Raw genomic sequence first — 12,198 nt, forward strand, 5'->3', positions numbered from 1 at the left:
CATATAGTCTACGCTGTGAGCGGCATACGTTCATGCATTTTGTTTATTTTGCCATCATTCGCGGAATTTGGATGTAATCGGATAACGCCAATCGCGGCCAAAAGCGCGATGCGTGACGCGTATGCCTACCGGCGACTGTCTGCGCTTGTATTCGTTGATCTTGATCAGATGCGTGATGCGCGCGACATCTTCCTTGCGATACCCGGCTGCGATAATCTCCGCACCGCTTTGATTTTCTTCCATATACATCTGCATGATGGCGTCCAGAACGTCATAAGGCGGCAATGAATCCTGATCGGTTTGATCCGGACGCAATTCGGCAGATGGCGCCCGCGTCAGGATGCGATCCGGAATCACATCGGCAACCGTATTGCGATAAGCGCACAAGCGATAGACCAGCGTCTTCGCAATATCCTTGAGCACCGCGAAGCCGCCCGCCATGTCACCATACAAGGTGCAATAGCCGACCGCCATCTCGCTCTTGTTGCCGGTCGTTAGTACAATCGCGCCATGCTTGTTCGATAGCGCCATCAAAATAGTGCCGCGTATCCGAGCCTGGATATTTTCTTCAGTCGTATCTTGCGGCAATCCCTTGAATTCAGCGGCAAGCGTACGGTTGAATGCTTCAAAACAATCATTGATGCCGATCTCGTCGTAGCGCACGCCCACCCGCTTGACCATATCGCGCGAATCGACCAGGGAAATTTCTGCAGTATAAGGCGACGGCATCATGATGGCGCGCACCTTGTCTGCACCCAGTGCATCTACCGCAACAGCCAGCGTCAGTGCCGAATCGACGCCGCCCGACATGCCGATCAATGCACCCGGAAAACCATTCTTGCCGATGTAGTCGCGTACGCCCAGCACCAGCGCCTTGTAAACTTGCGCTTCGACCGAGCTTTGTTCGACGATGGTGCCGTTGATCGGCTGGCCGTCTTTGAACTCGATAATCTGCAAATCTTCAACGCAGTGCTGCAATTGTGCGCGCATTGTGCCTTGTTGATCGAGCACAAATGAATTGCCGTCGAAGATCAACTCATCCTGACCACCCACCAGATTCGCATACACCAGGCTCATCCCGTGCACCGTCACATTGGCATGCATGACATCGACACGCAAATGCTGCTTGTTCATGTGGAAGGGGGAACCATTCGGCACCAGCAAGACTTGCGCACCGGCTTCCGCTGCGCACGCAGGTGCGTGTGAGAACCAGGTATCTTCGCAAATATTGACGCCGAATTTGGTGCCTTTTACATCGAATACGAGCGGCAAATCGGCGGATAAAAAATACCGTTTCTCATCAAACACCGTGGCGTTCGGCAAATCGTGTTTGTAGTAGGTTCCGCTGATACGCCCATTCAGCAAGACCGATGCGGCATTGAAGCGCAGCCCATCCTTTTCTACCGGATGGCCGACAATGACATGTACATCCTTCAAACCACTCAAATCGATCACGAGCTCGTCCAACGTCTGCGCCGTTTTTGCGTAGAATGAATCGCGCAGCAACAAATCCTCGGGTGGGTAACCGACCAGCGACAATTCCGGCGTCAAAACGATGTCTGCGCCTTGTTCGGCGGCACGGCGGGAAAACTCGGCAATTTTGCTGCGATTACCGGCCAGATCACCGACGGTACTGTTGATTTGCGCGATGGCGACTTTTACTGTCATGGCTTGAATAGTAAATAATGAAATTCAAAAAACAATTCAACACAGAAATTCAAAAACGAATTTCCGGGAAATGAAAGAACGCGAAACCTGGTAATGCATGAGTAAAGCCAAACCACAGATGAACGAAATACCAGAGGAAGCAAACCACGGCTCGTCCAAGGTATCTGCCTACGCATTTGCCAATTATCGCACGCGCATCGTTTCCGTTTTGTCCGAAATCGGACCAGAAAAATGGAATGCGCTGGTGCAGGCACAAGCGGATGCAAATCCATTTTTGTCCTACGCCTTCCTGAATGCCTTGCATGAAAGCGGTTGTGCCTCGGCAAAATCAGGCTGGCAGCCGCAATTCCTGACCATATGGCGAACGAGGGGTGACACCGATACAGAAGAGCTGGTCGCCGCGCTGCCGCTATATGTCAAGAGCCACTCCTATGGCGAATATGTATTCGATTGGGCATGGGCCGATGCTTATGAACGCAACGGCCTTCAGTATTACCCCAAGCTGCTATCGGCGATTCCATTTACACCGGTTACCGGCGGCCGCCTGCTGGCAAGCGATGCAGAAGCCATGACCGCGTTAATCGCAGCGCTCGGCACGGTACAGGAGAGCAATTCATTTTCGTCTACGCACATCCTGTATCCGCCGCAGGCACAAGCAGACATATTGCGCGAGGCCGGCTTCATGCTGCGTACGGGTGTGCAGTTTCACTGGATCAATGCGGGTTATCGAAATTTTGACGAATTTCTGGATACGCTGGAACGCAAAAAGCGCAAGAACATACGCGCTGAGCGGCGCAAAGTACACGATGCGGGGGTGACCTTCCGCCACATACGCGGCCATGAAGCCAGCGACGAAGATTGGATTTTTTTCAAGCGCTGCTATGACCACACTTACACAGCCCACCATTCCACACCGTATCTGAATCTGGATTTTTTCCAACGTATCGGCGCAACCATGCCGCAAAACATCCTGCTGATCATGGCAGAACAAAATGGGCAGGCCATCGCTTCATCCTTGTTGATTCATGACGAGCAAACCGTGTATGGCCGGTATTGGGGGGCGCTCAAGCAACTCGATTGCCTGCATTTCGAGACGGCCTATTACCAGCCACTGGAGTTCTGCATCGCCAACCAGATAGCCTGCTTCGAAGGCGGTGCGCAGGGCGAACACAAAATGGCGCGCGGCTTCCTGCCGCAAAAAACCTGGTCCGCGCATTGGCTGGCACATGCTGCGTTTTCCGATGCCATAGAAGAATTTCTGAAACGCGAAAGTGGCGGCATCGAATCGTATATGGACGAGTTGAATGAACGCAATCCATTCAAGCTATAAAACCAGTTGCAAATCATGCTAAGGCGCAAGAAATCCGCTGTCAAAGGCTTGTCATATTTCCAAGCTCAGGGCATGCTACTGGCACGATGACATTTACAGCTACCCTTCCCCCAGCCGCACCCGCCAAGTTGCTTCGTATCGGACGCTTTGTGGTCAAACATGAGCTCGGTCGAGGATCCATCGGCGTGGTTTATCTAGGTCACGATCCAATCATCGATAGAGCAATTGCGATCAAAACTCTTCGTAGCCGCTTGTCGCCGGTAGAGAGAAAGCAGCACGAACAGCAATTCATCAACGAAGCCCGTGCCGCGGGGCGCTTGGCGCATTCGAATATCGTCACGATCTACGAAGCATCCAGCGAAGGGGATTCCACCTATATCGCGATGGAGTATCTGCAAGGTCGTGAATTAAGCAAACTGCTCGATGCCGGTCATCGCTTTACGCCGGATGACGTCGCATCGATTAGCTGGAAGATCGCCGATGCGCTGGATCACGCGCACACCCATGGCGTGGTGCACAGAGACATCAAGCCTGCCAATATTTTCCTGGTCGCGGATCACCAGCCGAAGATCGTCGACTTCGGCATCGCCCGCACGCCAAACAGGATTTCGGACCTGCCGCAAAAGCAGGACGAGCCGCACACGCTGTTTCAGGACAATATTATCGGCACGCCTAATTACATGTCGCCTGAGCAGGCGCTCGGTCTGAGTGCAGATGCGCGCACCGACATCTACTCGCTGGGCGCGGTGATGTATGAAATGCTGACCTTCCGCAAGCCATTCCAAAACGACGATACACACAAACTCCTGCATAACATTGCGTTCAAAGCTGCCCCGGAACCGCACATGGTTGAAAGCAGCGTGCCATTGGCTCTATCAAAAATTGTCGTCAAGGCGATGCATAAAAAGGCCGACAAGCGCTATCAGAATGCAGAAGAAATGGCGCTCGACATCAAGCGTTACCTGACGCGCAGCCGTCGTGAAAATGAACGCACGATCAAGGCCGTCGGTGAGATCGCACAACCAGCCAACGCGCCAGATTTTCATCCGTCGCGTCTGTTCTGGCCGGTATGCGGCGTCATTATCGCGGGCTTGGTCTCTGCTTATACTTTATGGTTTCGCTAGCCTGTAGGCGCACCGCCTGACACGGATACAAACATTGTCCAACAATAAAAAAGCGCACCAAAGTGCGCTTTTTTATTTCATAAACCACGAGCATCTGTCTTTTACTTGTCTGCGCTTTTCTTAAACGCTTCGACACCTGACATGATTTCTGCCTTGGCTTCATCCGGGCCGACCCAGCCTTCAATCTTGACCCATTTGCCTTTTTCCAGATCCTTGTAGTGTTCAAAGAAATGCTGGATTTGTTGCAAGCGCAAATCATTGATGTCTTCAGGTTTTTGCCAGTGGCTGTAAATAGGCAAAATCTTGTCAATAGGAACCGCCAGCAATTTTGCATCGCCACCCGCTTCATCCGTCATTTTCAACATGCCGATCGCGCGGCAGCGTACGACAACGCCAGGATACAAAGGGAAAGGAGTAATCACCAGTACGTCAACCGGGTCGCCATCGTCCGACAGCGTTTGCGGCACATAACCGTAATTACATGGGTAATGCATGGCCGTACTCATGAAACGGTCGACAAACATTGCGCCGGATGCCTTGTCAACTTCATACTTGACCGGATCGGCATTCATAGGGATTTCGATAATGACGTTGAAATCGTTCGGCAAATCATTACCGGCTGGGACTTGATTCAGACTCATATTGTTTTCTCAAAAGTAAGATGAATGGTGCAAACCCTGAATTATAGCGGCTATAGCGGCTTTCATTGCGCAGCTCGGCTGACAAAACAAGGTGGCAATCGGCAAGACTACCGACTCGCGCGTTACGTCGACATGCCATTGAAAACAAAAAAACGTGTGGCCACTCGCTTCACATTGCGGCGACCCAACCTGCTACAAGGTCGTCGCAAATGCGCACTGGCGATAATGTGATGCCGCTTCTTCGGTGTGATTCAGTGCCTCATGCAATTGCGCCAGCTTCAAATGGACTTCCTGCAGCATGCGCGCGCCGCTTGCGTCGGATAAAGCCTGCTCCAGCTGACGTTGCGCCTTCCCCCACAGATTCTGGCGCAGGCACAAGGTACCCAGCGTCAAGGCGAGCTCTGCATCGTTAGGATGCTTCTTGCTCCACTCTTCACAGCGCTCGATTTGCGCCAGCAATGCCGGCGAACCCTCAGCCGCCGCCGCCGCGCGATACGCACGCAACAATCTGTCATCCCATTCAACGGCGAGCGCTTTTTCAACAATTGCGCGCGCTTCATCCTGCAAACCGCGCTTGGTAAATGCCTGTGCCGCATGCGCAGCGATGTATGCCTTGACGCGATCTTCTGCCGGGATATTCCACCAGACATTGCGTATCGACTCGGCATCGTTGGCCGAATCCTTCAGCAAGTCTTCGTAGGCCAGTTCGCGCAAACGTGTAGACAAGGCAGGATGCAGCGCATTGTTTTTATCCAGCGTGCGTACCAAGCGCAAGACTTCCGGCCAGTTTTTGGCGCGCTGATTCGCTTTCAACGCCATACGCAAAGCATGGATGTGACGCGTGCCGCTGGCGTTCAATTCCTTGACCACGTCCAATGCCAATTCAGGCTGACGTTCGTCAACCAGCAGCTCGATGGCGGTCATCAAGCGTGCAGTTTTCAGCGTTTGATCTTCTTCTACTGTCGCCAGCCAGGTGTCACGACGCTCGGTTTGTTGCATGCGGTGTGCCGCACGCGCGGCGATCAATGCGGCCAAACCTGCGTTAGCCGGCGATTCGGTTGCGCGCATCGCGGCTTTTTCAGCGTGGCCGAAGCGGCCTTCGAAATAAGCCTTCAATGCTTCGCGCAAAGCCTGGTTGCCGTTACGCGCTTGCTTGTCGCGGCGATAGGCAGCGACTTTGCCCGGCATTCTTTGCGCAATACGCAGCGTTTTCAACACTACATAGATCAGGAAAAACAGCAGGCCGGCAAGCAGCAGGAAAAAATTGAGCGACAGATCTATCCGGTATGGCGGATAGAAAAACACGACATTGCCGGGATTGAAACGCGCCACGACTGCCAGGCCGATGGCGGTGGCAAACAAAGCGATTAGCCAGAGAAATATGCGCATATTAAAGACAGGTGGCAATCAGGGTTATTGAACAGCGACGCTGAGGCGCATGCTGGAATTGCTCGCGAGATGTCTGCATCAAGGTTTTGCCTTGTAATTACGCACTGCGTTCAAACTCTCGGACAGCGTCGGCATTTCGATCGCCAGATTACTGGACTGAACCTGCTTCAACATCGCTTGCGCAGTTTGCGTCTGCTTGGCACGCGTGTCGAAGTATTTGGCAATGCTGTCTTGAGACGCAATCATGTCGCTGCGGAATGCAGATTCATTACGCGACAATAAAGCCATGCGTGCATTCAGCAAACGTAATTTAAGATTCTCGCGCGCATAATATTCCTGCGTGGGCGACAGCAACAAGGCATCGGAGCTTTCCACACTGCGCACGCGTATCAGCTGCTGGATCTCGGACCACATCTCGCTGGTCAAGCTTTCCCATCTAGCTTTGGCGACCGGCCACCATTCATTGGGAGCCGCCTGGGCAGTTTGTTCAGACGCCGGTGCTTTCGCATTTTTAGTCTTGCCAGTTGCCGGCAATGGACGATTCTTTGGTTCGCTCACAGGAATCGCAGGCTTTTCATCCGCCAGCAGCGGCATCGTATCGATCTGACTGATGACGCTATCCAGACGCAATGCAATACCGGTCAAATCAAGGCTGGGCAGCGCTTTCAAACGTTGTATATCGTGACCGATGGCACGGCGTACTGCGACAAATTGGGGGGTGTCCGAACGCGCCAAACGGGCATCGGCGTTTTGCAGAGCGATCAATGCACCTTGCACATTGCCGGCCAATTGCAATTGCTGGCTGGCAGTAGATAGCACTTGTTCAATCTCGGCCAAAGCCCAGTCTTCACGCTTTTTGAACAAGTCCTGATACAGCTGTTCCAGCGCGAGTTGCTGACTTTGCGCCTCAATCTGTTTGCCCTCGAGCACATTCACCTTGGCTTGCAGTTCAGTGATGGTTTCCTGCGCCGATTTTACGATGACCTTGGTCTCGGTATTGATGGCATCGCCGCTTTGCATGCGCTTTGCGACTTCGGTACGCACGGCGGAAAGCTGTTGGCGTGATACCCACCACTGCGCTGCCACCAGCAAGGCCAGCACGATGAGGCCCGCATAAATCAATCCCTGGCGCTTGCCCCTGCCTGCATTTTCCTTGCGCAAGGGCTCGGCGTCCAATACGACAGTAGAGGTGGGGGCCGCAGCCGAATTCGGTTGCGGGGTGGATTCTGGAGTTGTCGGCATATCGTTCATGAGCGAGATTGTAACGCGGCTAACAGTCCGTCGTCGCCTGATCTGGTAAGGGTGATATTGCTGAAACCCAGCGCCCGCGCGGTTTCAGCGATACGAATATGCGATACGATTATTCTTTGTTGTTGCATTTTTGCGACGCCATCCGTTATATCAAGTTGTGCAACCATCTGAGTAAAAAAACGCAAAGCTTCCGAACTGGTCACGATCCAGTCATTCTGACAACACAATAAGCGTTTCAGTTCGCTGCGGCGCACATCGTCAAATTTCGGCGCGGCACGGCGATACGCAGCCAGCATCGTTACCTGCACACCGACTGCTCGCAATGCGTCACTCAACAATGGCCTGCCCGTTTCACCGCGCACGATCAAGACGTGCTTGCCGCGCAAGGCTTCCAGATCCAGCTCAAGCAACAGAGTATCGGAATCAGTACGATCAGCATCGGTCGGACTGATGATGGTGTAGTGCTCGCCAGTCACGCCATGTCTGGCCAATGCCTGACGACTACCTTCACCCACGACCGCAATCGGTATCTCGACAGGCCAATCCGTACGTGCAGCAAACGCCGCATCAATCGCGTTCGGGCTGACAAAAGCAATCAGTGCATAGCCGCTCAAATCACTTAATGCTCGCTGCAACGGAACCTGATCCGCCAAAGGGAGAATATCCAGTAGTGGAAAAACGATGGCGTGACGGCCGAGCGCGGTGACGCGCTGCGCCAGCACACCGGCTTGCGCCAGCGGCCGCGTGATGATGACGTCGCCCAGGCCAGCGTCAGGCATCCCCGTCAACACCGACATGACAGGATGCCAGGATGGCGGTGGCTTGCTGCTGCTGCAATGCTTCGGCGATCAGCCCGCCCAGCATTTCCGGTGCATCGGCAGACCCGGCCAGATCGGCGCGCGCTACGCGCGTACCGTCCGGCGTCGCAATCATCGCGCGCATGCGCATCGTGTCACCATCTATCGTCGCAAATGCGGCTAACGGTATTTGGCAACTACCACCGAAATTCCTGGAAACAGTGCGTTCGGCTGTCACCGCTTGCGCCGTCGGCAGATGATTGAGGGGTGCCAGCCATTCCTGCAAATCAGCACGATCAGAATGAATCTCTATCCCCATGGCACCCTGCCCTGGTGCCGGCAGGCTTTGTTCCGGCTCGAGGAAAGCGCGTATGCGTTGCGGCAAACCCAGGCGCTTCAGGCCGGCTGCGGCCAGGATAATCGCCGCATACTCGCCCTTGTCCAGTTTGCCCAGCCGCGTATCCAGATTGCCGCGCAAGGGGCGAATCACCAGTTTCGGATGACGCACGGCGATTTGCGCCTGACGCCGCAAACTGCTGGTACCAACCACCGCCCCATCCGGCAAATCATCCAGCGATGCATATTCGTTGGAGACAAATGCATCGCGCGGATCTTCACGCTCGAGCACTGCGGCCAGTTTAAAACCGTCCGGCAAGGTCATCGGCACATCCTTGAGAGAATGAACGGCCAGATCGGCACGGCGTTCGGCGATTGCCACTTCCAGTTCCTTGACGAACAAGCCTTTGCCGCCGACTTTTGACAGGGCCCGATCAAGAATTTGATCACCACGGGTTGTCATTCCAAGAATCTCTATCGAACACTGCGGATATAATAAGGCCAGTTTTTCGCGCACATGCTCGGCTTGCCACATGGCCAGACGACTTTCGCGCGAGGCGATTACTAGTTTTTTTGGAGGTGGAAATTTCAGCACGGCTTCTTTCAATTTTCTATCTGGCTACATGCAAACCTGCTCAAACGCAGAGGCGCTTCAGGCAAAATCATTGCACATTAGCCGGTTTCGATGACTCTGCCATCGCGGTGTCATTCCAGATTTTTGGATTAAAACATTCTTGAAATTTTAGCATGCACCTCCCCACGGCAGACTTGACACTCCATTCTTATCACCATCCACAAGCTGATTGCATTATTTGACTATGGCAAAACAACTGAAAACTCCTGCGCGCGCGACGACTCCATCAACCAACAAAGATGCCCCACTGAAGGAAGACATTCGCTTGCTGGGACGCCTGCTGGGCGACGTATTACGCGATCAGCAAGGCGATGCTGTATTCCAGATAGTGGAAACCATACGCCAGACCGCAGTACGCTTTCGCCGTGAGGCCGATGCGCAGGCCGGCGCGGAACTGAACAAGCTATTGAAGAAGCTGACCAAGGAACAAACCATCTCGGTGGTGCGTGCATTCTCCTATTTTTCCCATCTGGCGAATATCGCGGAAGATCAGCACCACAACCGTCGCCGCCGCGCGCATTTGCTGGCCGGTTCGGAAGCGCAGCAAGGCAGTATTGCCTATGCACTGGAGAAACTGCACGGGGCCGGCGTAACGGGCGCGGCTGTACGCAAGTTCTTCAAGGATGCATTGATCGCTCCTGTTCTGACTGCACATCCGACGGAAGTACAACGCAAAAGTATTCTGGATGCAGAGCACGAAATTGCCCGCCTGCTGGCACAGCGCGATCTGCCGATGACGGCCAAGGAGCGCGCCGAAAATACCGAACGTATTCATGCACGCGTCACGACCTTGTGGCAAACCCGTTTGCTGCGTTATACCAAGCTGACCGTTGAAGACGAAATCAATAATGCGCTGTCGTACTACCGCATGACCTTCCTGCGCGAACTGCCAGCGCTCTATGAAGATATCGAAGGCGAAATCGCAGAACAATATCCGCAACGTAGTAGTGGCAGCAATACTTACCGTGATCTGCCTTCCTATGTGCAAATGGGCAGCTGGATAGGTGGCGATCGAGATGGCAATCCCAACGTCAATGCCGGCACGATGCAACTTGCGCTGGCACGTCAATCGACGACCATCCTTGATTTCTACCTGGAAGAAGTGCATGCACTGGGTGCGGAATTATCTGTATCGACCTTCCTTGCCGGCGTCAGTCCGGAAGTCAATGCACTGGCGGAATTGTCGCCCGACACCTCGCCGCATCGCGCCGACGAACAATATCGTCGCGCCCTGATCGGTATCTATGCACGACTGGCCGCAACTGCGCGCGCCTTTGGCGCAATCAATATTTTGCGTCAGGAAGTGGGCCCGGGAAAACCATATCAAGCGGCCACCGAGTTCTCGGCCGACCTGCTGATTCTGGTCGATTCGCTGAAAGCGCGTCACGGCGACGCCTTGATCAAACCGCGCCTGGCGAATCTACTGCGCGCGTCGGAAATTTTCGGCTTCCATCTGGCCACGCTGGACATGCGTCAGAGCTCGGACGTACATGAACGTGTATTGAGCGAATTGTTTAATCGCGCGCAAGTCGAATCCGCTTACGCTTCGCTGCCGGAAGACAAGAAAATCGAATTACTGCTGGCAGAACTCAACGAACCGCGCCTGCTGTATTCGCCCTACATCGACTATTCCGACGAAACCAATTCCGAGCTGACGATCTTGCGCACTGCGCACGACATTCGCCAGCGTTACGGCTCGCGTGCAATCCGCAACTACATCATCTCGCATACTGAGACCGTATCCGATCTGCTGGAAGTATTGCTGCTGCAACGCGAAACCGGCCTGCTGCGTACCGAAGCGAATCATGGTTCTGCGGGTGCCGGCGAGTTGATGGTCATTCCATTATTTGAAACCATTCCCGACCTGCGCCTGGCAGCAACCATCATGGAACAGGTGATGGCGATTCCGCTGGTCAGAAAACTGATCGCGAAACAAGGCGACTTGCAGGAAGTCATGCTCGGCTATTCGGATTCCAACAAGGACGGCGGCTTCCTGACGTCGAACTGGGAACTCTACAAGGCTGAGACCCAACTGGTTGACGTCTTCAATCATGCTGGCGTCAAGCTGCGCCTGTTCCATGGTCGCGGCGGCACCGTCGGTCGCGGCGGCGGTCCAAGCTATGAAGCGATCCTGGCACAACCGGCAGGCACCGTGAATGGTCAGATACGCTTGACTGAGCAAGGCGAAATCATTGCGTCGAAATTTTCCAATCCGGAAATTGGCCGTCGCAATCTGGCCTTGCTGGTTGCCGCCACACTGGAAGCCAGCCTGATGCCGCATCCATCGGACAGCAAGCATATGAAAAAGCTGGCTGAGTTTGAAAACGTGATGGATGAACTGTCTGAGCTGGCCTATCAGGCTTATCGCGATCTGGTCTATGAAACGCCGGGCTTCACCGATTACTTTTTCTCGGCCACGCCGATTGCAGAAATTTCCGAACTGAATATCGGCTCACGCCCTGCATCGCGCAAGGCCACGCGTCGCATTGAAGATTTGCGTGCGATTCCATGGGGCTTCTCATGGGGCCAATGCCGTTTGCTGCTGCCGGGCTGGTACGGTTTCGGCAGCGCCATCGAACAATGGCTGGCACAAGGTGAAAACAAGGCCAAGCGCGTGGCAACCCTGCGCGCAATGTTCGCGGAATGGCCATTCTTTGCCACCTTGTTGTCGAACATGGATATGGTTTTATCGAAAACCGATCTGGCTGTGGCCTCGCGCTATTCGGAAATGGTCGTCGACAAGAAGCTGCGCAACAGTATCTTCAAACGCATCGTCGGCGAGCACGAACGCACATCAACATGCCTGACGCTCATCAACGGCAAGAAAGAACGACTGGCCAATAATCCATTGCTGGCGCGTTCGATCAAAAACCGTTTCGCCTATCTCGATCCGCTGAATCACTTGCAGGTTGAATTGATCAAACGTCATCGGACTGAAATGCGCGATGGCAAAGTCGATGAGCGCGTGCGCCGCGGGATCCATTTGTCTATCAATGGGATTGCGGCCGGTTTGCGTAACACGGGCTAA

At 54.0% G+C, this 12,198-nt stretch carries 9 protein-coding genes; 3 read left to right on the plus strand and 6 right to left on the minus strand.

Annotated features, from left to right (window positions below; all coding sequences use genetic code 11):
* Positions 1-54: 54 nt before the first annotated feature.
* Positions 55-1,668 (minus strand): NAD+ synthase, encoded by a 1,614-nt coding sequence (locus ACFQO0_RS15125; RefSeq protein ID WP_382236226.1) that lies wholly within the window; start codon positions 1,666-1,668, stop codon positions 55-57.
* Positions 1,669-1,786: 118 nt separating this feature from the next.
* Here ACFQO0_RS15125 and ACFQO0_RS15130 point away from each other — a divergent pair, with 118 nt between their 5' ends.
* Both ACFQO0_RS15130 and ACFQO0_RS15135 read left to right on the plus strand, forming a co-directional pair.
* A complete protein-coding gene (locus tag ACFQO0_RS15130) occupies positions 1,787-2,998 on the plus strand; it encodes a GNAT family N-acetyltransferase (protein ID WP_382236497.1) in 1,212 nt (403 codons plus the stop codon).
* Positions 2,999-3,084: 86 nt separating this feature from the next.
* Positions 3,085-4,122 (plus strand): serine/threonine protein kinase, encoded by a 1,038-nt coding sequence (locus ACFQO0_RS15135; protein ID WP_382236229.1) that lies wholly within the window; start codon positions 3,085-3,087, stop codon positions 4,120-4,122.
* 101 nt (positions 4,123-4,223) lie between these two features.
* Here the strand turns inward: ACFQO0_RS15135 and ppa are convergent, their stop codons facing one another.
* The 5 genes from ppa to hemC all read right to left on the minus strand — a co-directional run bounded on the left by ppa (position 4,224) and on the right by hemC (position 9,128).
* Positions 4,224-4,763, minus strand: a complete 540-nt coding sequence (gene ppa / locus ACFQO0_RS15140; protein WP_382236232.1) for an inorganic diphosphatase — start codon at positions 4,761-4,763, stop codon at positions 4,224-4,226.
* A gap of 192 nt (positions 4,764-4,955) precedes the next feature.
* Complete coding sequence (locus ACFQO0_RS15145) at positions 4,956-6,152, minus strand: heme biosynthesis protein HemY (RefSeq protein ID WP_382236235.1); 1,197 nt, start codon at positions 6,150-6,152, stop codon at positions 4,956-4,958.
* Between the two features lie 78 nt (positions 6,153-6,230).
* Positions 6,231-7,403, minus strand: a complete 1,173-nt coding sequence (locus ACFQO0_RS15150; protein WP_382236238.1) for a uroporphyrinogen-III C-methyltransferase — start codon at positions 7,401-7,403, stop codon at positions 6,231-6,233.
* Entirely contained in the window at positions 7,400-8,200 is an 801-nt protein-coding gene (locus ACFQO0_RS15155; protein WP_382236241.1) for a uroporphyrinogen-III synthase, read from the minus strand. Before ACFQO0_RS15155 ends, ACFQO0_RS15150 begins: the two co-directional genes overlap by 4 nt.
* The gene (gene hemC / locus ACFQO0_RS15160) at positions 8,175-9,128 is read right to left on the minus strand and encodes a hydroxymethylbilane synthase (RefSeq protein WP_382236500.1); all 954 of its coding nucleotides are present in this window, start codon (positions 9,126-9,128) and stop codon (positions 8,175-8,177) included. Before hemC ends, ACFQO0_RS15155 begins: the two co-directional genes overlap by 26 nt.
* 226 nt (positions 9,129-9,354) lie before the next feature.
* Between hemC and ppc the strand changes: the two genes are divergently transcribed.
* Positions 9,355-12,198 (plus strand): phosphoenolpyruvate carboxylase, encoded by a 2,844-nt coding sequence (ppc, locus tag ACFQO0_RS15165; protein ID WP_382236243.1) that lies wholly within the window; start codon positions 9,355-9,357, stop codon positions 12,196-12,198.

Source organism: Herminiimonas aquatilis (assembly GCF_042665175.1).
Taxonomy (GTDB): Bacteria; Pseudomonadota; Gammaproteobacteria; order Burkholderiales; family Burkholderiaceae_D; genus Oxalicibacterium; species Oxalicibacterium aquatilis.